Origin of the sequence: Francisella salimarina (genome assembly GCF_007923265.1) — a bacterium.
Classification (GTDB): domain Bacteria; phylum Pseudomonadota; class Gammaproteobacteria; order Francisellales; family Francisellaceae; genus Francisella; species Francisella salimarina.
Genome location: NZ_VOJA01000004.1, coordinates 237,493 through 258,138 on the forward strand (window position 1 = coordinate 237,493; position 20,646 = coordinate 258,138).

Here is a 20,646-nt window from a genome sequence, read left to right on the forward strand (position 1 = left end):
GGTTGTGGTTGTGGTTGTGGCTGTGGCTGCAAAGCATTCTTTAGGGCTTTGATGTCATTTTTAGTCTCTGAAGAGATATTTGAGCCAGTTGTTAATGAATGGTTACTAGTTAAATTTTTTTTTTGGAAGGCTATCAGTCTAAGTACAGCCATTGTCACTCCAGTTTCAAAGCTGGGTGCAAGGGAGATATCCTTTTTGGCTGTGATAGTCAGTTGATATAAGAAGTGTGCTTGTTCTACTGATATTTTGCCAAGAACCTTATTGATGATATCAACATCAATATCATCGATGGCATCTAGCGACTGTGTAAAACTATAAATACAACATGCAAACCATATCTCAGCGATTCTATCTAGCACTGCATCAGCATTGCTTTCTGTAAGAGTTAAATTTTTTACAGCAGGTAATACCGCACTTGGGTTATTGTCTATAATAGCTTCGATAATATTATAGACCTCTTCACTATCTATAATCCCAAGCATTTGTTTAATTTGAGCTTGCTTAAGTTCACCACTACAAAAGCTTATAGCTTGGTCAAGTAAACTTAGAGCATCTCTTAGACTACCTTTTGCATGATAAGCAATGTAGTCTAGTGATTGCTCATCTGAGCTTATATTTTCTTTATTAAGAACTACTTTTAGCTGATCCTTGATGTCTGATTGTGAGATATGCTTTAGATGTAGTTGAATACAACGTGAAAGTATTGTGACTGGTATTTTATGATAATCTGTGGTTGCCAATATAAATTTGACATATTCAGGTGGCTCTTCTAATGTTTTTAGTAGTGCGTTAAAGCTCTGTTTGGATAACATGTGAACTTCATCTATCAGATATACTTTATAGCGACCTTGAGATGGCATGTATTGTATATTATCTAGAATCTCTTTTGTCTCTTCGACTCCTGTACGCGATGCAGCATCAATCTCAATCAAATCTATAAAACTATTATTATTAATTGCTAGACAGTTTTCACATTTGTTACATGGCTCTGCTGTAACACCAGTTTTGCAGTTTAGACATTTTGCTAGTAATCTACCAAGTGTTGTTTTACCTACGCCACGAGTGCCTGTAAATAAATAGGCATGATGGACTTTTTGTGTTTCTAGAGCATGTACTAGGCTATTAAGCGCATGCTGTTGTCCTGCAACTTCTGAGAATGATTGTGGTCTATATTTACGAGCTAATGCTTGATATGACATCTGTAAAATTTTTATTAGAAATCTTATACTAAATGATAGCAGAGTTAGGTTAAAAGAATAAGAGAGTATTTAAATAACTTTGAATACTCTTTGTTTGTAAAATTCAGCACAAAAATATAAAATCTATACACAAATTCTAATCAATAAAAATCAATAAAATGGAATCTATAAATTACAAAATTGTATTAAAAGATCTAACGGCCCGTATTGAATCTCTACGGGACTATCTTTGACTATGATGTCAAAAAAGAAAAGCTAACTGAAGTCTTAATGGAGCTTGAAGATGGCTCTATATGGGATAATCCTGAATATGCACAAAACCTAGGTAGACAAAAAGTAGAACTTGAGAATGTTGTAAATGGTTGTGAACATATTTATGAAACTCTAGAAACTTTAACAGAGCTACTTGAGCTTGCTGAAGAAGATGAATCTTTGATGCAAGAAATTGCAAAAGATACTCAAGATGTAACTAGCGAGATAGAAAAGTTAGAATTTCGAAGAATGTTCTCTGGAGAGATGGATTCTAATAATGCTTTTTTGGATATTCAATCAGGTTCAGGTGGTACAGAAGCACAGGATTGGGCAGAGATGCTAATGCGTATGTATATGCGTTGGGCAGATAGTCACGGTTTCAAGATCACTGTTGATGATGTATCAGATGGTGATGTTGCAGGTATTAAGGGCTGTACTCTAAAAATAGAAGGTGAATATGCTTATGGCTGGCTGAGAACTGAGACAGGGATTCATCGACTAGTAAGAAAATCGCCATTTGACTCAAATAGCAAACGTCATACATCTTTTGCATCGGTATTTATATCACCTGAAGTTGATGACGATATTGATATAGAGATTAACCCAGCAGATCTTCGTGTTGATACATATAGAGCATCAGGAGCTGGTGGACAGCATGTCAATAAAACTGATTCAGCAGTAAGAATTACGCATGTCCCAACAAATATAGTTGTACAAAGTCAAAGTGATAGATCACAGCATAAAAACCGTGATAGTGCGATGAAGCAATTAAAATCAAAGCTATATGAAATGGAGCTGCAAAAACGAAATGCTGAGAAAAATGCTCTCGAAGATACAAAGGCTGATATTGGCTGGGGAAGTCAGATTCGTTCTTACGTTTTAGACCAGTCTCGAATCAAAGATTTAAGAACCGGTGTTGAGAATACAAATACACAAGCAGTTTTAGATGGTGATTTAGATAAGTTTATTGAGGCTAGCCTAAAAAGTGGGTTATAATAAATAGTTTGATAAATAAAGTTTCGCTACTTACTACATAGGTTGTAGCGATATGTTTTTTCATCGCAGAGATATATACAAAACCGTAGAGAATGTAATAAGGTTTAAAATGAGTAGTAAATTAAAAGATTTAATAAAAAATTCGATTAAAGAGTATTTGGATGCTAATGATATTACAGTTAAAGACGCTGTAAGAGGTAAGCTTAGAGAGCAAGTTAGCAAATCTCTAGAAGGCATTAGTGAGATAAATGAAAGCGTAAAAGAGAAGATATCTGTACTTGTTAAAAAACATGTAACAGATATGCAAGAAAGTTCGCAAATGGGGCTTAGGAAAGAAAAGCTTCAGACACTAGCAGATCAAAATAACGGTATCAGTCATCCAAATGGTTTTAGAAGAAATGTAGTTGCTCATGATTTACAGAATAAATATGCACATTACTCAAAACAAGAGCTAGAAGAGTTAGAAAATAAAAAAACTTACAATGTAACAGGAAGAGTTGTACTTCGTCGTGTGATGGGTAAGGCTTCTTTTATTACGTTACAGGATTATTCAGGTAGAATACAGGTTTATCTTAAAAAAAGTGATTTACCAGAAGGGCAGTACAATACTTTCAAAAACCTATGTGATCTAGGTGATATTGTGGGCATTACAGGTACTATGTTTAAGACAAATACTGGCGAGCTTTCTGTTGAGGCAAGTCATTTTGAAATCCTAACAAAAGCAATTAGACCATTACCTGATAAATTCCACGGTTTAGCAGATCAAGAGATGAGATATCGTCAAAGATATGTTGACTTAATCACAAATGAGAAAGCTCGTGAAGTTTTTAAAGTTCGTTCAAAAGTCGTCAGCTTTATCCGTAACTATTTTGATAATATGGATTTTATGGAAGTAGAGACTCCTATGATGCATGTTTTACAAGGTGGTGCAGCAGCTAAGCCATTTAAAACACATCATAATGCTTTGGATATGCCATTATACTTACGTATAGCTCCGGAACTTTATCTAAAAAGATTAGTTGTTGGTGGCTTTGAGAGAGTATATGAGATAAACCGCAACTTCAGAAATGAAGGTGTATCTTCACGTCATAATCCAGAATTTACAATGCTAGAGTTCTATATGGCGTATGCTGATTATAATGATCTTATGGATCTAACAGAAGATATGTTGTCTAAACTTGTACAAGAGGTTATAGGTAGTGAAATACTTGAGTATGGTGAGTATAAGATTAACTTTGGTGGTAAGTATGAGCGTATTTCAATGGTTGATTCAATTGTTAAATATAATGATGATATTACTAAAGAAGATTTAGCAACATTTGAATCTGCAAAAGTTGTTGCTGAGAAGTTGAAGATAAAAGTAGAAGCCTATCACGAGCTTGGTCACCTAATAAATGAAATATTTGAAGAAACAGTTGAGCATCAACTAATTCAACCTACATTTATCACAGATTATCCAGCTGTAGTTTCACCTTTAGCGCGTAGACAAGATGGTAATCCTGAGTTTACAGATAGATTTGAGTTCTTTGTTGGTGCACGTGAGATTGCCAATGGCTTCTCCGAGCTAAATGATGCAGAAGATCAGGCGGAACGTTTCAGAAAGCAGGTTGAAGCAGCAGCATCTGGTGATGATGAAGCTATGCCTTATGACAAAGATTATATCCGAGCATTAGAGTATGGTATGCCTCCTACAGCAGGTCAAGGTATCGGTATTGATAGATTAGTAATGTATCTGACAAATTCGCAATCTATCAGAGATGTAATATTGTTCCCACATATGAAGCCTGAGTAAAAAGTGTCGAAAAAAAGCTTATTAAAATCTTTATTTGAAAATATCTACAATCCAGATATTGATCCCGAAAATTTTATTCAAAAATTTGTACGTTTAGATTATAAACAAGTTGTTGATGGCTATGCGATTGATTACGAGGGCTTTATTGAGCACATCAAAAAACAACGTGAAGTTGTTGAAAGTGTTAGATTTGAGTTTGTTCATCTAGTAGAAGAGGGTGATATGGTAGCCTCTTTACATAGAGTATATGCTAATATCAAGCTGGATAATCGTAAACTAATAGCTGAAGTTCATGCTTTCTTTAAATTTGATGAAAATATGTTAGTTTCTTGTGATGAGCGTACTAGAATTATTCAGGGTAGGCCTGAAGATGAAGATCTGGGACGTAGGAAATAAAATATTTAGGTGAGAAAAAACTAGTTAGTGGTCATCATCATAACTAGCTTTGTGAGATTTACCTTCTATAAATGAAGTAAATGCGATTAGTAGTGCAGATATTACAAACACTAAGTGGATAGCTGCTGACCATGCTAAATCTCTATCAGATGAATGAGATACTTCTAGAAACTTCTTCAAAAGAGATATTGAAGAAATACCTATAATAGAGCCAGCAATCTTTAATTTAACTGCATTTGGAGATAGCTTTTTAATCCAAACAGGTTGACCACCACCTTTTTTATCAAGGTTCATTTTACTTACGAAGTTTTCATAGCCACTTATTACTACAATTACTACAAGATTTGCTACTAGTACAACGTCACATAGTGTCAAAGCTAGTATGATAAGTTGATCTTCATCAATGCTACTATAAGCAGTAAATAAATGGTGAAGTTCATGATATATTTCGTAGATAAAGCCAAATAAAACTAGTGATAAAAGCAAATAGATTGGCGCTTGAAGCCAGCGAATTCCAAATATGAACATTTCTATTACTGATAGTATTTTATTAATGAATTTACTCATGAATCAAATCCTCATTTGTAGATTTTAAATTAATTAATCTGTAGTAAAGATATATGAGTTAAAAAATAAAAGCAACCAGCCATTATCAGATAATTTGATAAGATATAAGCAAAGATGATATTAAGTATAAGAGTTTACCTGTTTCTATGATGAAACTTTTTCTAATAATCTTATAATATGACTGTGGCTATTAGCTCTAGCATCATCAAGAGGAGTTTTACCCCATCTGTCTTTAATAGTAGGGTTTGCTCCTTTGCGGATGAGGTACTTGACAACATCTTCATGACCTTCAGCAGCAGCCAAGTGAAGAGCTGTTCTTTTATCATAATCTCCTTTGCTAATATCAACTCCTAATGCTACAGCTCTTTTTATTTCTGATAGATCTCCATTACTGGCAGCCCAGATTAGTTCAAGAGTTAGGTTTGACTCTATAGTTACTCTACTCTCAATAGGATTAATTTTGTCACAATGAGTGATATGGTCATAGTTGTGGAAACTAAATTTTTCTACTAATCTTTTGCTAAACTCTACACCCCTAACAGAGTTGTGATTATTGTCCAAGCGTGGGGAAAATATTGCAAAACCACCAACATTTGGTATGGCTATGACTAATGCACCTGATACGCCTGATTTTGCTGGCAGTCCAACAGAAAATGCGTATTCACCTGAGAAGTCATACATTCCACAAGAGTACATCATAGATAAACAGTTACGAACTGTTGTCGGAGAAAAGATCTTTTTGTGAGTAAAAGGACATATACCACCATTAGCAATTGATCCCATGATTTTAGCCATTTTTTTTGCATTGATCTGAATCGAGCATGTTTGAAAGTAGAAATCTAATGATGTATGAATATTAGTACCTTCTGGAAATGCTCCAACCTCTTTCATAAAGTGAGCTAGGGCATAGTTCCTATCGGCAGTTTCTTTTTCAGAATGATATACCGCATTATCAAAACCAATAGATTCACCACCTGCTAAATTTTTCCAAACATTTGTTATGTATTCAAATCTATCTGCTAAATTCCATTCGGGTTTAATCAGTGAGCAGGTCATAATTGCGCCGGAGTTTATCATTGGGTTATGAGGTAAATCATACTTATTTAATGCGATTGCGTTAAACGTAATACCACTTGGTTCCCTGCCTACATGTTTGTGAACCTTATCCTCGCCATTTTCTTCTGTTGCAATACAGTATGTAATAGCTTTTGCAGTGGATTGTACACAATATGGATGTAAGAAATCGCCCAAAGTAATCATTTGGCCATCAACACTACAAAAGGCAACTGCAAAAAGCTCAGAATCTACTCGCGCTAATTGGGGGATGTAGTCTGCATTTTTACCAGATACATTCTTTTTGGTTTCTTCATAGATTTCTTTAATCTCTTTTTGGAAATCCTTAAAGTTAGGTATCATAAAGCCTTTATTGACAGATTTTTCAATGATACTACTACTCTCTAAGGTCATTTCCTTGAATTTGTTAAAGTCAATTTTATCTATGACCGTTAAACCATCTAGTTCAGCTCTCAGTTTTTTGGTGCGTGGATCATCGCTAGCTATACCAGCATCATCTAAAATGGCTAATACATCAGTTTTTGTCAAAAAACCATCTTTATCACTAATAGCATTAAAGATATTTGCATAGTAGTTTTCACTAGTAGCTCCAGCTCTAATCATTTTTGTTTTCATTTAGATATGTTTTGAAGATTGTATGGATTTTATTTTACATAAAAAAAGAGAGATTTAATATATAGAAACGCTTAGGCTAGTTAATAGCAGCGTTTGCTAAAGCCATAGCAACTACATATGGATCAGAGTTTGCACCAGGCCTTCTATCTTCAAGGTAGCCATAACCCTTAAGAGCAACAGGTCTAGGGATTCTAATAGAACAGCCTCTGTCAGCATCTCCAACACTAAAAGTACTCATATCAGATGTTTCTAATTCGCCTGTTAATCTTTCATGAAGATTGTGTCCATAATTTAGTATGTCTGTTTTATGATTTTTTTCTAATGAAGCGCAAATTTTCTTAATCGCTTCTCTACCTGTTTCTGGATCTCTTGTTTTACTTGTAGAGAAATTTGTATGAAGACCTGCACCATTCCAGTCACCTTTGATAGGCTTATTATCAAATGAAATATCTATACCATACTCTTCACCAAGTCTTTCTAAAAGCCATCTTGCTAAATGTGTATGATCAGATATGTTAAGTATTCCGGCATCTTCGCCTTCGACACCTCTGTAACCAATTTGGAACTCCCACTGTCCAGGCATAACTTCAGCATTGATACCATAAAATAGTATTCCAGCATCTAAGCAAGCTTGCATATGAGCTTCTACTAAATCACGACCATAGGCTTTGCTATTACCAGCACTACAGTAATACGGTCCCTGAGGTCCAGGGAAGCCATTAGCAGGCCAACCTAATGGACGACCATTCTTGAACATTGTATACTCTTGCTCAAAGCCTGCCCACATATCTTGACAGTCTGTACTAGCTAGTAAATTTCTTAGTTTAGCTCTATTATTAGTGGCATGTGGAGTCTCTCCATCTGGATTATAAACTTCGCACATAACAAGGTATCCACATTCTCTCAGTGGATCGATTACAAAGTTAACGGGCTTTAAAATACAGTCCGAATTATCACCAGTAGCTTGATTTGTAGAGGAGCCATCAAAACTCCACTCAGGGAAATCGTCAGCTGTCTCAAAATCTTTAAATGGTAAAACTCTTCCTTTAGACCTAAGACCAGGTACAGGATCTGAACCATCAATCCATATATATTCAGCGGTCACTACTTTCATATCTTTAACATATTCCTTAACATTGATTGATTAATCCTGATTAATAATATCAACTGTCTAAAAAAAGTAAATAATACTTATAGCTTAACAATAAAAAAACTCAAAACTGAACTAGAAAATTTCAAAAATTATTTCATTGAGTTTAAGCCGGATATTACCTTTTTTTGCGCCTTTGATGTATAGGTCAACTTCTAGGCATTTTTCAAAACCTGTAGATATTTTGTCGATATTAACTCTATTAGCTAAACTGATGTAGAATTTCTGCTTTGAGGGCCAAATATTATTATCCTTGAATATCTTTTGATGATATGTCGGTTGAGTGTTTTTAAGTTGAGAGATTATTCTAAGCTCTCTTTTGATAGCCCATAGTATTAAGGGAGGTTTATCATTTTCAGCTAAAATGCTATTTAGAATTTTTAGGGCTTTAGTTTTTTGTTGGGATAAAATGGCCTCAGATAAATCAAATATATCGAAACTAGCATGTTCATGTATAAATGGGCGAATTGTATTTTCATCAAAGTTTTGGACTTCTTGACGAGACAATAGTTTGATGATTTGTTTAGAGGCAATTAGATTACCTTCTGTTTTTTGGACTAGTAGTTGAATAGCACTTTTTGTAAGAGTTAGCCCCAGTTGTTTAGCTTCATAGTCTATTATGTTTATAGCATTATCTATGTTGGGTTGAAAAATACGTATGTGTACAGCTCGATGCTCCAAGCTCTGGAACCATTTAGCTGAGATATTTTGTTTTTTCATGCCATTGAAAACCAATAGATAAATATTATCATCTTCATTTGATAGTTTATCAACTAAAGCCTGTTGGAGCTTTTTTTGAGGAGGTTTATCAAAGCTAAATTGAATAAGCCTATCCATAGCAAACAAGCTTAAACTATCAACTTCACCATACAAGACATCTAAGTTTTGCTCATTTAAATCATGATATGAAATTTCATAACTCTTTGCTTTAAACTGATCTGTTATTTTTTCTATAATATTATGCTTTTGTAAAGGTTCATCACCTGTGATTATAAAAAGCTTATATTCTGTTAAATCGTTTTTTTTGAGTAGATCAAAATAACTTAGTTGCATAATATTAAAAAAGTTTAATTATAGTTAAATATCATGATTAGTTTACTATACTGGGTAATGGATAAAAAATTAAAAGTGAATAATATGAGAAAAATGTTATCAATAGCTGTGGTTTTGCTTGCAGTGTTATTAACTGGCTGTGTAACAAAACCTGATAATATTAAGCCTGTGGAGAACTTTCAGGCAGATAAATATTTAGGTAAATGGTATGAGATAGCTAGATTTGATAATAATTTTGAAAAGGGCATGACAGAAGTATACGCTGAGTATAGCTTAAACCCAGATGGTTCGATAAAAGTGGTAAATAGTGGAGTTACACCGTCAACTGGTAAGAGAAGTTATGTAACAGGTATCGCTAAATTTGTAGATGAAGATGATAAGGGATATCTCAAAGTATCTTTCTTTAGACCATTTTATGGAGCTTATGTAGTATTCAAGCTTGACGATGATTATAAGTATGCCTACGTTGCAGGTGCTAATAAGAATTATTTATGGCTATTATCAAGAACTAAAACTGTGCCACAAAGTGTCAAAAATGATTTCGTTAAAAAAGCTAAGGCACTAGGTTTTGATACTAATAATTTAGTGTGGGTGAAACAATAGTTGTTTCTTAGAAAAATAGTCTTGTAATCTTTTATTTCTTCATTTTTAATCACCGCCAAAAAAGCTAGAATATAATTACGTGTATCCAAGTTATTTGAAAATGAGAAGTTTAGCAAATTTTGATAAATTTGATTTTGGTTGGTTAGTTGTCAGTATTGGTATGGCAGTAGGTGCCGGTATTGTATTGGTGCCTGTGAGTGTTGGGGTTGTAGGTTTTGTAGTTTTTGTTGTCTCAATACTAATAGCTTATCCTGGTATTTATCTATTTCAAAAGCTATACATAGAGACTTTGTTTGCTACAAAACAACCAAAAACATATAAGGACACTGTAGCTGAATTACTAGGTAGTAAATGGGCAGTTTTTTTAGGAGCTGTATATTTATTGATGATGTTAACATGGACTATTATATATGCTGAAGTTGTTGCAAAATCATTAGCAGCATATTTGTATATGTTTGATATTAGTTCAAACCCGCATCTGGAACAAAATGCACTATATAGTGCCTTACTGATGATTGTACTGATATTCACTGGAATGAAAAGTCAGAAACTATTTGTACGAGTATCAACTTTTTTGGTGTTTATATTAATTGTAGCGATTATCTTGGTATCTATATCTTTGATTCCACTGTGGTCACTTAAGAATGTTGTCGAAATGCCAACAAATACTGGCGAGTTCGTTGCTAAGAGTATTATTATGTTACCATTTTCTTTGACATCGATATTATTTATTCAATCTCTAAGCCCTATGGTAATTGGCTATCGCAAGTATTATGGTAATAAAGATAAGGATTTTGTTTTATCTAAAACTTTAAAAACTATGACTTTAGCATTTGTGATCTTGGTTATTATTATTGGTTTTTATGTTTTATCATTTTCGCTAGTTATTCCTAGAGCTGATGCATTAGAGGCAACACAAAATAATCAATCAGCATTTATACTTTTAGAGAAACAGCACATATCAAATATGCTGATATATACATGTGGAATTATTATTAGCTTATGTGCTATTTTGACATCTTTTTTGAGTGTGTTAGCAGGTATGGAGGAGTCCCTAAGAGGCTTGCTGCGAAATAGTGCTATCAAATTAGGGCTAAAAGATGACTCAAAGGGTATTTTTAGTCTAAATACGCTTGTGATAGGAATAATTTTTTTTATGACATGGCTTTCGATAGTTTTTGATGCTCCTGTATATAAATTAGTACCTCTGTCTGGACCTGTCTTTGGTATATTGGGTTGCTTGGTGCCTGCGTATATTGTTTTTAAAATACCTAGTCTTGAGAAATATCGAACTAAAAGTATCTATTTTATTATTTTTGTTGGAATAATATTAGTGATATCGCCATTGTTGACATCAGCATTATCTTAAAAATAGTGACTATACAATTAGAAGATTTAAATAAGATATATGTTTTTAAAAGATTAATGTCTAAAATGTCTCATACCTGTGAAGACCATAGTGATACCTGCTTTGTTAGCAGCATCAATAACTTCCTGGTCATTCTTTGAACCACCTGGTTGGATTACAGCAGTTGCACCAGCTTTGATACATTCCTCTAAACCATCAGCAAATGGAAAAAAGGCATCTGAAGCCACAGCAGAACCTTTAGCACCTTCATGAGCTTGTGCTTTTTCTGCTCCAATTCTAGCAGAGTCAACACGAGACATTTGTCCAGCACCAATACCAACTGTCTGAGTATCTCTAGCATAGACGATAGCATTAGATTTGACATATTTAACAGCTTTCCAAGCAAACATCATGTCAGCCCACTCTTTGTCAGTTGGAGCTCTGTCAGTTACAACTTTGCAATCAGTAATGTCAACACCACCGTTGTCATAAGATTGAGATAAAATCCCACCATGAATATTTTTGCTAATCATACGTGATGATTTTGTATCAAATACTTTGCCAGTCTCTAGTACTCTAAGGTTCTTTTTAGCAGCTAAGATATCAAGTGCTTCTTGAGTATAGCTTGGAGCAATTATTACTTCTAGGAACATCTTGCCTAGAGATTCTGCAAATTTTTTATCAACCTCGCAGTTAAATGCAACAATACCACCAAAAGCTGAAATTGGATCACAAGCTAGGGCTTTTGTCCAAGCTTCAAAAGCATTTTTACCAGATGCGATACCACAAGGGTTTGCATGTTTGATAATCGCACATGAGGGTTCTGAGTATTCACAAACCATTTCAAAAGCACCATCAGCATCGTTTAGGTTGTTGTATGATAGCTCCTTACCCTGTAGTTGCTTAGCATTTGTAATGCTGACACAATCAGTATCAGTAGAGTACACAGCTGCTTTCTGATGAGGATTTTCACCATATCTTAGAACTTGCTTTAGAGTACCTACTGAGAATAGTTTTTCTGGATATTCTTCATCTAACTCTTTGCTGAACCAGTTTGCAATATGACTATCATACTCAGCAGTATGAGCAAATGCTTCTTTAGCAAAACTACGTCTAGTAGCTAGAGTTGTTTGACCGTCATTATCTGTAATTTCTTTTGCAACTATTTCATACTGATTGGGATTTGTTACGATAGTTGTGTGCTTATGGTTTTTTGCACATGAACGCACCATTGACGGCCCACCTATATCGATATTTTCGATACAAGTGTCAAAGTCAGCGCCTGATTTAACAGTATTAACAAAAGGGTATAGATTAACTACAACCATGTCAATTTGACCAATATTGTTGTCTGTCATTGCTTGTAGGTGCTCAGAGTTATCTCTATCTGCTAAAATACCACCGTGAACTAGTGGGTGTAGAGTTTTTACGCGACCATTCATAATTTCTGGGAACTGAGTGTGATCAGATACATCCTTTACATTTAAACCAGCTTCTTTAAGGGTTTTTGATGTTCCACCTGTTGAAAGTATTTCGACATTATGTTTGCTTAACTCTTTGGCAAATTCAACAATACCCGTTTTATCAGATACAGATATTAGGACCCTTTTTATTTTTGACATGATTTTTCCTTGTTATTGGCGTGTTAAAGCTTAAAATTAAAATCTTATTATAACAATTTTAATCACAAAATCTCAGTCAAAACGCTTTTGTTTATCAGATATTTTACTAGTAAAATACTCACTAATATATTAGTATATTTAGTATCAAAACTTTAATCTTTAGATATTCAATTTAATATGTCAAATATTGTAATCGTTGGTGCACAGTGGGGCGATGAAGGCAAAGGTAAGATTGCCGATACATTAGCCGAAAAATCAGATCTAGTTGTTCGCTATCAAGGTGGTAATAATGCTGGGCATACTCTGGTCGTAAATGGTAAAAAAACATTCCTTCATTTAATTCCTTCAGGTGTTTTGCATAAGCACACAAAATGTGTAATAGGTCATGGTGTAGTTGTTGATCCAATAGCTCTAGATGCGGAAATTACACGTTTACAAGATACTGGTATTGAGATATCTGCAGATAATCTATTTGTCTCAGAATCCTGTACGGTTATTACTTCATATCACAAGCTTTTAGATGCTGTTAGAGAAAGTAGTACTACTGAGAAAATAGGCACAACTGGTAAAGGTATTGGACCTGCGTATGAGGACAAAGTATCACGTAAAGGTATCAAATTTAAACATTTATTTAACAAAGATGTTTTAAGATCAAGATTAGCACTTTCATTGTCAGAGAAAGAGACATTATTTAGAGATCTTTATAAAGTTGAGTATCCATCTTTAGAAGAAGAGTTTGATAGATTGTATACATTAGGTCAAAAGCTTCAACAGTATTCAGCTGATACTTTCTCAATAATTGATCAAGCGATTGCTGCAGGTAAAAATGTTGTGTATGAAGGTGCACAAGGAGTACTCTTAGATATTGATTATGGTACATACCCATTTGTAACATCTTCAAGCACATCTGTAGCTGGTGTGTATTCAGGTGCAACAACTGCAGGACATAGTCTTGATCATGTAATAGGTATCACAAAAGCTTATACTACTAGAGTTGGTGAGGGTCCTTTCCCTACTGAGTTATTTGATGATGTGGGTAGCTTTATTCAGAAGAAAGGTGGTGAGATAGGTGTAACTACGGGCAGAACACGTAGATGCGGTTGGCTAGACTTACCATTACTTAAATACTCGGCTAAATGCTCAAATCTTACATCTATAGCTTTGACAAAAGTAGATGTGCTTTCAGACTTAGACACTCTAAAAATATGTATAGGTTATAAGTATGAAGGCAAAGAAATATTCTGTGCTTATCCAGGCATAGATCTATACAAGGTCGAGCCTATATTGGTAGATATGGAACCGTTCTCTCTTGATGAAGTTGTGACGAAAGAAAATATGCCAACTGCTCTTAAAACATATTTAAGAACTATAGAAAATCATATTGGTATTCCAATATCCTCATTGGCTTATGGCCCATCTAGAGAACAGATTTTATTCTTTGAAGATTATTTCAAAAAGGGTTAGTTATGAGTTTTGCTAAAGATAATACAGAAGTATATATAAGTGCCGAGCAGCTAGAAACTGAGATTACAAAGCTAGCTGATAAAATAAATAAAGATTATGCAGGTCAAGAGATTGTATTGATTTGTGTACTAAAAGGCTCATTTATGTTTTTTGCAGATCTAACTAGGAAGCTAGAAGTTGATCTAAGAACTCACTTTGTGACGGCTTCGTCTTATGGTTCTGGTACAGTTAGTTCGGGTAAGGTAATCTCTACTATTGGTTCTTTGAAAAAAGAGTATATCCAAGGTAAAAATGTAATTATAGTCGAAGATATTGTGGATACTGGACATACTTACCATAAGCTTATGGATGGTATAAATGAGCTAGAACCAAAGAGCTTGAAATTCGCGACTTTACTATTCAAACCAGCTAGGCTAGAAAGAGAAGTAAACCTAGACTATATATGCTTTGAAATTGAGGATAAGTTTATAGTTGGTTATGGTTTAGACTATAATGATAGATATCGCCAGTTGCCATACATTGGTATCATGAAAGATACTAAGTAAGAGGATGACATTATTTCTTGAATACTAAAACTTTATCGGAAGATTAATATTAGTTACTATATTCTTGTTTTTTGTGATGATGGTGACAGCTAGTTACAAGTGTTGTCATAATTATTAGCATAATAGGGATTAATAGTAGCTTTTTCATATGTATTCTCCTCTTAATTCTTGATAAGCACATAATGTATAATCTTTAATTAAAATTAATTTTAAAGACCATATAATGATAATAGTTAATTATCTATAGATATACAAGTTATTTACTATTAAGATCATTATTTAAAAATACCCACTAACAAAAGTTTCTCTCAAGAAATCTTCAGCAAGCTTCCAGGCTCTTTTATTTGATAGTTTGTTAAATACTGTACCAAACTCCAGATCATTAGCATTAGGGTTTGTAAAGGCATGATACGTATTACCAAAAGTATGTAATTGCCATTCAGCCTTGCGCATATCCATCTCTTGCTGGAATTTATTGACTTGCTCTGGTGGTACCATAGGGTCATTATAGCCGTGTAGTACTAATATCTTTGTATCTATATTTTGTTCTTTGACGATGTTGGATTCTAGTAATCCATGGAAACTAATAGCTGCTTTTAACTCAAAGTTCGATCTAGCCATATCTAAGACACATCGACCACCAAAGCAGAAACCTATTGCAGAAATACTTGACTTATCAACACGAGGCATTTTTCTAACAACATTAAATGCTGATCTTAGCCTAGTCATCAGTGCATATTTATCTTCTAATAGATTATTCATAAGAGCAGCATTTTCTTCTTTAGAGCTACCTACTTTGCCCTCACCATAGATATCTATAGCAAATCCTAGGTAGCCTCTTTTAGCCATCGCTATAGCTTTCTCACAAGCAAAGTTGTCTCTACCTGCCCATGTTGGAGCAACTAATACTGCTGGTAAGTGCGCACCTCTATCAGGGTACGCACAGAAACCTTTTAATAAAACACCGTCTCCACGATACTCAACTTCTTTTGTTATTATCATTTTTTATATTAAATATACTAAAACTAGCATAATTATAATGGTAAATAAGGCATCGGTATAGTCACAATTTGACAGTTTGGCAAAAATTAATAGAATTTGTTTTTTATGATACTTATCAGATACAAAATACAGATAATAGTAGTAATGAAAAAACTAATAGGAACATCGATATAGTAAGCGGCAATAATTCCAGACCAAACGGTCAAGATGGATATCACTGTACTGAGAGCTATAGGTTTATAAAATCCATCAATCCATTGAGTAGCAATCGCAGCAGGACCTATGAGTAGTGAGAATACTAACAATATACCAACAATCTGGCAAGCCATAGATACAGTGATTGCTATGCATATAAATAATAATATAGACAAAAATTTATTTGAGATTCTTTTTGATTCTGCAAATACGGGGTCAATAGATGATATGAATAACGGTCTAGCAATCGCAGCTAGAAGAGCTATGGTGAATATAGCTAAGGCAAGCAATATATAAATCTGCTCTAAAGTTACAGTCAGAATATTACCGACAAGTATAGACATTACAGAACCTGAGTAGCCACTTTGATATAAAAATAGGAAATATGTACCAAGCCCCAAAAAGAAAGTTAAAACTATACCTATTGCAATATCGTTCTTTTTAATTTTGTCGCCAAAAGCGCCCATGAGAAGACCTGCAATTAGATTTATAGTTAGCTGTCCAGTCATGGCAGATAAATTTAGAAGAACAGCTCCGGATGCTCCTGTAAGGCTAATATGCCCTAGTGCATGAGATGCAAATGATAATCTTCTAATAATTACAAAAAAACTAATAATCCCGCAAATAAGAGCAATTATAGTACCTGCTATAAAAGCATAAATCATAAAAGTATAGTTAAACACAGATATCCTCCTGTAGACATGGTAATTCATTGCAGTAATGGCATTGTCCGTCTTTAAAATGAATAAATGCATCTAGCTGAGAGCTAATCTCTTTCATGTCATGAGAGATTAGTAGTAGTGTGATATTTTCTTGTTTATGAATTGCTCTCAAACAACTTAGGAATCTTTGCTTTGCATCTGGGTCAAGATCAGATAAAGGCTCATCTAATAGTAATACTTTGGGGTTGTTTATAAGTGCTTGAACTAAATATATACGTTTTTTTTGACCACCAGAAAGATTTTTAAATGGCTTGTGAATATAATCTTGAGTTTGTGTCAAGGTAATTAAGTAGTCTAGTTTTTCTCTGAAATTTTTATTAAATACAGGTAGCCCCCATGAACTAGGCTTATGGCTATATTTTACGAGCGTGTAACCCGATGTTTTTTCTTCAAAGTTTATTTCTCTCTCTTGTGGTATGTAGCTTATAGTATTGATATCAACTTTCTTTTCATTAATAGTTATAGACCCCGAGAAGCTTGGTATCTTGCCTAATAGTGTTTTAAAAAAGGTTGATTTACCAACACCGTTTTTACCTACTATACCTACCCAAGCATTCGTTGGGATTTCAAGATTAAGAGGTTGTGTGATTGGTTTATCGTAGCCAATCACTAAGTTTGAACATCTGATCATTTTATTGGTTTGCTTTATCTAGAGCTTCAGCAGTTTTTTGCAGTGTTTTTACCATCCATGTAATAGCATCTTCATTTGTAGGCATTGTTTCTGTAATACCAACTACTGGTATATCGTTTTCTTCTGCTAGTTCTAACATTTTATTAGTGACATTATCAGTAACTTGCTTATTATAGAAAAGAACTTTAACTTCTTTATTTAAGAATAAGTTTTGATAATCAACCATCATAGTAGGACTCGGTTCAGATTCATTCATTATTACCCACTGGAATGCCAAACCCTTCATATCTAAGTTTAAAGCATCTGACATATAGCCAAACAGAGGCTCTGTGGCTGTTACAGGTGTGCCCGCACTAGACTTCTTAATTTGACCAACTAGGTTATATACTTGCTGGTATTTATGATTAAAATTAACTAGGTTTTTTTCAAATAAGTTACTATCAATACTATCTTCTTCAGAGAATGTTTCCTTTAGTTTTTTTGCTAGAGCAGGGAATGTATCGGGATCATACCAAAGGTGTGGATTAATACCAAATTTTGGAGTCTCTGGATAGTTTATGAGATCTTGTACCTTAATAATTTTAGCATGTTTATTGCTTTGAATAATAGGTGTAATCCAAGAGTCGTAATCAGCACCGTTGTAAATAATTACATCAGCTGATGCTAAGAGTTTAGCGTTCTTAACTGATGATATAAAAGTATGCGGATCGCCATCAGCATTATTTATGATATTAGTAACTTTGACATTACTACCACCTATAAGCTGAGCTATACTTCCATACTGGTTTTCAGCTGCAACGACAGTTATATCGTGAGATCCTTTAGTAGTTTGGGGTTTGGTGGAATCTTTTGTTAGAAAGTTGACTGCTACAAAAGTTATAATGACTATCGCTACAGCCACAGCAATTACTAATTTTTTCATATCTTAATACAAGTTCAAAATTTTATAACAAATAATAGATTAAAAAAAAGTTAGAGTAAAGCAGTATATATTTTAGTTATTTGAATCTTTGATAAACAAAGCGATTATAAATGAAAGAATCATTAATATTGGAATAATAATTAATGTTGTTTGGAATGCGTATAATGATTCATTTGATTGTTTTAGATGAGTTATTAATGCTCCAGTGGTTGGTTGCAAAACCCCTCCACTTAATGGTAAGAACATATTAACTACTGCTAATCCCGTTGCAATCTGCGTTGCAGAAACTGTATTTCTCAACGCAGAATAGTTTAAAACATGAACAGCTTGGACAGCACCAAAAAGAATACATAAAACTACAGCTATAGGAAAGCTTGTATTAAAAAACAGTAAATATGTAACAATAAAGAACCCAAAAATAGGTGTAATCAATAAGAATTTCTTCTCACCATCAAATATTGATGCAACAGTACCCCATATAGGGCTAGATATAGCTACACCAATAAAAATTAATGAAGTGCAGTAACCAGCGTTGACTTCAGAAAAACCTGTTAGCTGTAGATATTTTATACCCCATAAGTCTGCGAAAAGAACAGTTGTTCCATAGATAGTGAAGCAGTACAGGCCGTTAAACCAAATTTGTTTATTTTTAAATACAGTAATAATATCCTTTAAATTATCTTTCTTATGTTCATTTTGTTTATTATGCTTAGAGTAGTCAGGATGTACCTGTATTATAAATATGCTAACAAGCAACAAAATTATAGAAATTATAAATAGTAAAGCCATGATTTGTGAAATACTGAAGTGGCTAGCTAAGAATACTAGAGGAGCAGCTGAAAGCGTTGCACCTATATATAGTACAAATTGCGTTAAACCTGTAAATGCAGGAAATAATCTATTTGGTAACCAAATTGCGATTGCTTTTATAGCGCACAATATAGCAAAGCCTCCACCAAATCCAGCTAATATTCTATAAGCCAGAAGCATTGACTCATTATGGGCAATACTTGCGACCAACATTGCTAGAGAAAATATGGCCGAACTTGCTATCATTACTCTCTTGATGCCAAATCTATCTACGAGTATGCCAGCAGGTATCTGTGATATTATATAACTCCAATAAAATGATGAGCTAAACATTGCAGTCGCTGCGAGGCTAAGGTTATAAGGTTCTTTTGTGAAGTCATCAAGTAGAGCGCCTGTCGATGATCTTACAAAATACTCAAGAGCATAAAAAAATGCACATGCAAACCAGATGCTTAATCCCAGTGTGGTAACTTTTTTCTTATACATTAGGTTAGGTTCCTCTAAGTCAAAAAAACTATTTAGTGTTCACAGGAAATGTAAATACTAATCAATAATGATGAAAAAAAATATACTAAACTATAAGTGTTACGAAAGCAAATTTTACTTATTTTTAATATTGTCTTTTAGTTTTTTGCAGGAACAATTCTGGTGTTATTACCAGACATATATATAGTTACTTCATCGCCAATATTTAAATCATGTTTATCTTCTTGTAATATGGCAAGTGTTTCACCATTACTTAACTGTATTGTAAATTGATAGCCTTTTGAAGAGGTTATGGCATCTTCTGTTGCTCCTCCAGCAATACCACCAACTATAGCTCCACCGATAGAGCCAGCAATACTGGTAAGCATTCCTGCTCCTGCGCCCGCAAAAGCACCACCAAAAGCACCACCAAGTCCTCCAATTTGGGCACCTATATTACTGTTACCTTTAATTTTGACTTGTTGAATATCTATGATTTTACCTTGCTTTACTTGGGATACTTGGCCTACTGAGTTAGCAGAATAGCTTGGCTGAGATGTGCTACAGCTGTTTAGTAGTAAAAGTGATAAAAATATTAAAGTATAAAAAATATTTCTCATCTAATATTCTCCTAACAAGAAAGTTTATTGGCAATATCCGCGACTCTTTTACCTAATGTTTTACAAATTTTAATCTCATCATCTGACATATTTTTGTTTGGTGAAAAAGTATTTAGATGAGATGCACCATACGGTGTACCACCTGTACGTGTATGCTCTAGAGCTTGTTCGCTATATGGTACACCAACAATTAGGCAACCATGATGTATAAAAGGGATCATCATTGATAGTAGAGTGCTCTCATGCCCTGAATGCATCCCAGAGGCAGCTGTGAAAAAACCAACAGGCTTGCCAATCAGACTACCCTTAAACCATATATCACTATGAATTTCTAAAAAGTATTTCAAAGGTGATGCCATATTGCCAAAATAAGCTGGGCTTCCAACAATTAAACCATCGCAGTTTGCAAGATCTTCTTTTGTAGCATATAGATCTCCGCTATCAGGGATTTTAGAATCAACCTGTTCAGTTTTTGCTGAGATATTTGGTACCGTACGAACTATGGCGGTAGCACCTGTGACTTCTACACCTAGGGCTATGATATGAGCCATTTTCTTTGTACTTCCACCTTGGCTGTAGTATAGTATTAGTATGTTTTTCATT

The 20,646-nt window shown here is 34.1% G+C and carries 20 protein-coding genes; 7 read left to right on the forward strand and 13 right to left on the reverse strand.

The window, feature by feature from the left end:
- Nucleotides 1-1,199 (reverse strand): DNA polymerase III subunit gamma/tau (gene dnaX, locus FQ699_RS06620; RefSeq protein WP_146421891.1); only part of this gene is annotated, 1,199 nt, incomplete at its 3' end.
- A 158-nt stretch (nt 1,200-1,357) separates the two neighbouring features.
- Between dnaX and prfB the strand changes: the two genes are divergently transcribed.
- From prfB to FQ699_RS06635, 3 genes are all read left to right on the forward strand, one after another.
- A protein-coding gene (gene prfB, locus FQ699_RS06625; RefSeq protein ID WP_218961591.1) for a peptide chain release factor 2 occupies nt 1,358-2,447 on the forward strand; the annotation gives its coding sequence in 2 pieces (ribosomal slippage) (nt 1,358-1,429 and nt 1,431-2,447; 1,089 coding nt in all).
- A gap of 109 nt (nt 2,448-2,556) precedes the next feature.
- The gene (lysS, locus tag FQ699_RS06630; protein WP_146421678.1) at nt 2,557-4,239 is read left to right on the forward strand and encodes a lysine--tRNA ligase; all 1,683 of its coding nucleotides are present in this window, start codon (nt 2,557-2,559) and stop codon (nt 4,237-4,239) included.
- 3 nt (nt 4,240-4,242) lie between these two features.
- Nucleotides 4,243-4,635 (forward strand): nuclear transport factor 2 family protein, encoded by a 393-nt coding sequence (locus FQ699_RS06635; RefSeq protein WP_146421679.1) that lies wholly within the window; start codon nt 4,243-4,245, stop codon nt 4,633-4,635.
- Nucleotides 4,636-4,659: 24 nt separating this feature from the next.
- Here the strand turns inward: FQ699_RS06635 and FQ699_RS06640 are convergent, their stop codons facing one another.
- The 4 genes from FQ699_RS06640 to holA all read right to left on the reverse strand — a co-directional run bounded on the left by FQ699_RS06640 (nt 4,660) and on the right by holA (nt 9,094).
- Nucleotides 4,660-5,202: a TIGR00645 family protein gene (locus FQ699_RS06640; protein ID WP_146421680.1), complete on the reverse strand. Its 543-nt coding sequence runs from the start codon at nt 5,200-5,202 to the stop codon at nt 4,660-4,662.
- A gap of 144 nt (nt 5,203-5,346) precedes the next feature.
- Nucleotides 5,347-6,891, reverse strand: coding sequence for a glutaminase A (gene glsA / locus FQ699_RS06645; RefSeq protein ID WP_146421681.1), 1,545 nt, complete (start codon nt 6,889-6,891; stop codon nt 5,347-5,349).
- 76 nt (nt 6,892-6,967) lie between these two features.
- Nucleotides 6,968-8,005, reverse strand: coding sequence for a glutamine synthetase beta-grasp domain-containing protein (locus tag FQ699_RS06650; protein WP_146421682.1), 1,038 nt, complete (start codon nt 8,003-8,005; stop codon nt 6,968-6,970).
- Nucleotides 8,006-8,116: 111 nt separating this feature from the next.
- Complete coding sequence (holA, locus tag FQ699_RS06655; protein ID WP_146421683.1) at nt 8,117-9,094, reverse strand: DNA polymerase III subunit delta; 978 nt, start codon at nt 9,092-9,094, stop codon at nt 8,117-8,119.
- Nucleotides 9,095-9,178: 84 nt separating this feature from the next.
- On the opposite strand from holA, the gene FQ699_RS06660 reads away from it, so the two are divergent.
- On the forward strand, nt 9,179-9,697 hold the full coding sequence (locus FQ699_RS06660; protein ID WP_146421684.1) for a lipocalin family protein: 519 nt from the start codon (nt 9,179-9,181) through the stop codon (nt 9,695-9,697).
- A 100-nt stretch (nt 9,698-9,797) separates the two neighbouring features.
- Nucleotides 9,798-11,066 (forward strand): aromatic amino acid transport family protein, encoded by a 1,269-nt coding sequence (locus FQ699_RS06665; RefSeq protein ID WP_146421685.1) that lies wholly within the window; start codon nt 9,798-9,800, stop codon nt 11,064-11,066.
- 53 nt (nt 11,067-11,119) lie between these two features.
- Here FQ699_RS06665 and purH read toward each other — a convergent pair whose 3' ends face one another.
- A complete protein-coding gene (gene purH / locus FQ699_RS06670) occupies nt 11,120-12,667 on the reverse strand; it encodes a bifunctional phosphoribosylaminoimidazolecarboxamide formyltransferase/IMP cyclohydrolase (protein WP_146421686.1) in 1,548 nt (515 codons plus the stop codon).
- Nucleotides 12,668-12,844: 177 nt separating this feature from the next.
- Between purH and FQ699_RS06675 the strand changes: the two genes are divergently transcribed.
- Together FQ699_RS06675 and hpt are read left to right on the forward strand one after the other, a co-directional pair.
- Nucleotides 12,845-14,131, forward strand: coding sequence for an adenylosuccinate synthase (locus FQ699_RS06675; RefSeq protein ID WP_146421687.1), 1,287 nt, complete (start codon nt 12,845-12,847; stop codon nt 14,129-14,131).
- 2 nt (nt 14,132-14,133) lie between these two features.
- Complete coding sequence (gene hpt / locus FQ699_RS06680) at nt 14,134-14,676, forward strand: hypoxanthine phosphoribosyltransferase (RefSeq protein WP_012280086.1); 543 nt, start codon at nt 14,134-14,136, stop codon at nt 14,674-14,676.
- 279 nt (nt 14,677-14,955) lie between these two features.
- Here hpt and FQ699_RS06685 read toward each other — a convergent pair whose 3' ends face one another.
- The 7 genes from FQ699_RS06685 to wrbA form a co-directional block, all read right to left on the reverse strand.
- On the reverse strand, nt 14,956-15,678 hold the full coding sequence (locus tag FQ699_RS06685) for a dienelactone hydrolase family protein (protein WP_146421688.1): 723 nt from the start codon (nt 15,676-15,678) through the stop codon (nt 14,956-14,958).
- Between the two features lie 86 nt (nt 15,679-15,764).
- Nucleotides 15,765-16,628 (reverse strand): metal ABC transporter permease, encoded by an 864-nt coding sequence (locus tag FQ699_RS06690; RefSeq protein WP_146421689.1) that lies wholly within the window; start codon nt 16,626-16,628, stop codon nt 15,765-15,767.
- The gene (locus FQ699_RS06695) at nt 16,549-17,226 is read right to left on the reverse strand and encodes a metal ABC transporter ATP-binding protein (RefSeq protein ID WP_013921964.1); all 678 of its coding nucleotides are present in this window, start codon (nt 17,224-17,226) and stop codon (nt 16,549-16,551) included. The genes FQ699_RS06690 and FQ699_RS06695 overlap by 80 nt, the downstream gene beginning before the upstream one ends.
- 1 nt (nt 17,227) lies before the next feature.
- Nucleotides 17,228-18,148, reverse strand: coding sequence for a metal ABC transporter solute-binding protein, Zn/Mn family (locus FQ699_RS06700; RefSeq protein ID WP_146421690.1), 921 nt, complete (start codon nt 18,146-18,148; stop codon nt 17,228-17,230).
- Nucleotides 18,149-18,220: 72 nt separating this feature from the next.
- Entirely contained in the window at nt 18,221-19,444 is a 1,224-nt protein-coding gene (locus FQ699_RS06705) for an MFS transporter (RefSeq protein ID WP_146421691.1), read from the reverse strand.
- A 137-nt stretch (nt 19,445-19,581) separates the two neighbouring features.
- Nucleotides 19,582-20,043, reverse strand: coding sequence for a hypothetical protein (locus tag FQ699_RS06710; RefSeq protein ID WP_013921967.1), 462 nt, complete (start codon nt 20,041-20,043; stop codon nt 19,582-19,584).
- An 11-nt stretch (nt 20,044-20,054) separates the two neighbouring features.
- Nucleotides 20,055-20,645: an NAD(P)H:quinone oxidoreductase gene (gene wrbA, locus FQ699_RS06715; RefSeq protein ID WP_146421692.1), complete on the reverse strand. Its 591-nt coding sequence runs from the start codon at nt 20,643-20,645 to the stop codon at nt 20,055-20,057.
- Between the last annotated feature and the right edge of the window lies 1 nt (nt 20,646).

Bases quoted from the DNA above. Each gene is read 5' to 3' on its own strand.
- FQ699_RS06665 (WP_146421685.1), top strand. From the start codon at position 9,798: ATGAGAAGTTTAGCAAATTTTGATAAATTTGATTTTGGTTGGTTAGTT.
- hpt (WP_012280086.1), top strand. From the start codon at position 14,134: ATGAGTTTTGCTAAAGATAATACAGAAGTATATATAAGTGCCGAGCAG.
- FQ699_RS06690 (WP_146421689.1), bottom strand. From the start codon at position 16,628: ATGCATTTATTCATTTTAAAGACGGACAATGCCATTACTGCAATGAAT.
- FQ699_RS06685 (WP_146421688.1), bottom strand. From the start codon at position 15,678: ATGATAATAACAAAAGAAGTTGAGTATCGTGGAGACGGTGTTTTATTA.
- FQ699_RS06660 (WP_146421684.1), top strand. From the start codon at position 9,179: ATGAGAAAAATGTTATCAATAGCTGTGGTTTTGCTTGCAGTGTTATTA.
- holA (WP_146421683.1), bottom strand. From the start codon at position 9,094: ATGCAACTAAGTTATTTTGATCTACTCAAAAAAAACGATTTAACAGAA.
- FQ699_RS06640 (WP_146421680.1), bottom strand. From the start codon at position 5,202: ATGAGTAAATTCATTAATAAAATACTATCAGTAATAGAAATGTTCATA.
- lysS (WP_146421678.1), top strand. From the start codon at position 2,557: ATGAGTAGTAAATTAAAAGATTTAATAAAAAATTCGATTAAAGAGTAT.
- purH (WP_146421686.1), bottom strand. From the start codon at position 12,667: ATGTCAAAAATAAAAAGGGTCCTAATATCTGTATCTGATAAAACGGGT.
- wrbA (WP_146421692.1), bottom strand. From the start codon at position 20,645: ATGAAAAACATACTAATACTATACTACAGCCAAGGTGGAAGTACAAAG.
- FQ699_RS06650 (WP_146421682.1), bottom strand. From the start codon at position 8,005: ATGAAAGTAGTGACCGCTGAATATATATGGATTGATGGTTCAGATCCT.
- FQ699_RS06695 (WP_013921964.1), bottom strand. From the start codon at position 17,226: ATGATCAGATGTTCAAACTTAGTGATTGGCTACGATAAACCAATCACA.
- FQ699_RS06700 (WP_146421690.1), bottom strand. From the start codon at position 18,148: ATGAAAAAATTAGTAATTGCTGTGGCTGTAGCGATAGTCATTATAACT.
- FQ699_RS06705 (WP_146421691.1), bottom strand. From the start codon at position 19,444: ATGTATAAGAAAAAAGTTACCACACTGGGATTAAGCATCTGGTTTGCA.
- FQ699_RS06710 (WP_013921967.1), bottom strand. From the start codon at position 20,043: ATGAGAAATATTTTTTATACTTTAATATTTTTATCACTTTTACTACTA.
- glsA (WP_146421681.1), bottom strand. From the start codon at position 6,891: ATGAAAACAAAAATGATTAGAGCTGGAGCTACTAGTGAAAACTACTAT.
- FQ699_RS06675 (WP_146421687.1), top strand. From the start codon at position 12,845: ATGTCAAATATTGTAATCGTTGGTGCACAGTGGGGCGATGAAGGCAAA.